Raw genomic sequence first — 318 nt, 5'->3', positions numbered from 1 at the left:
GGGCGATCCGCCCGACCACGCCCTGCCCTTCCTGCGCGGGGTGATGGCCGCGCCGCCGTCACTGCAGCACCTGCAGTACGGCGTGCTCGCACTGGGCGACCGCAGCTATGGCCACTTCTGCGGATTCGGCCACCAGCTCGACCAATGGCTGCGCCAGCATGGCGCGCATCCACTGTTCGATGCGATCGAAGTCGACAACGCCGATCCGGCGGCGCTGCGGCATTGGCAGCAGTTGCTGGGGCAACTCGGCGGCGGCGCCAGTGAACTGCCGGACTGGAGCCCGGCCGCGTACCAGCCGTGGACGCTGCTGCAGCGCGA

The 318-nt window shown here is 70.4% G+C and carries 1 protein-coding gene; it reads left to right on the top strand.

Annotated features, from left to right (window positions below; genetic code table 11):
* Positions 1-318: flavodoxin domain-containing protein (locus tag EN853_RS33455; protein WP_189473194.1), on the top strand; the 318-nt coding region annotated here is incomplete at both ends.

It is taken from the genome of Mesorhizobium sp. M1C.F.Ca.ET.210.01.1.1 (assembly GCF_004791585.1).
Classification (GTDB): domain Bacteria; phylum Pseudomonadota; class Alphaproteobacteria; order Rhizobiales; family Rhizobiaceae; genus Mesorhizobium.
The sequence above is the reverse complement of the archived record's forward strand: the minus strand, read 5'-3'. Positions and strand labels throughout refer to the sequence as shown.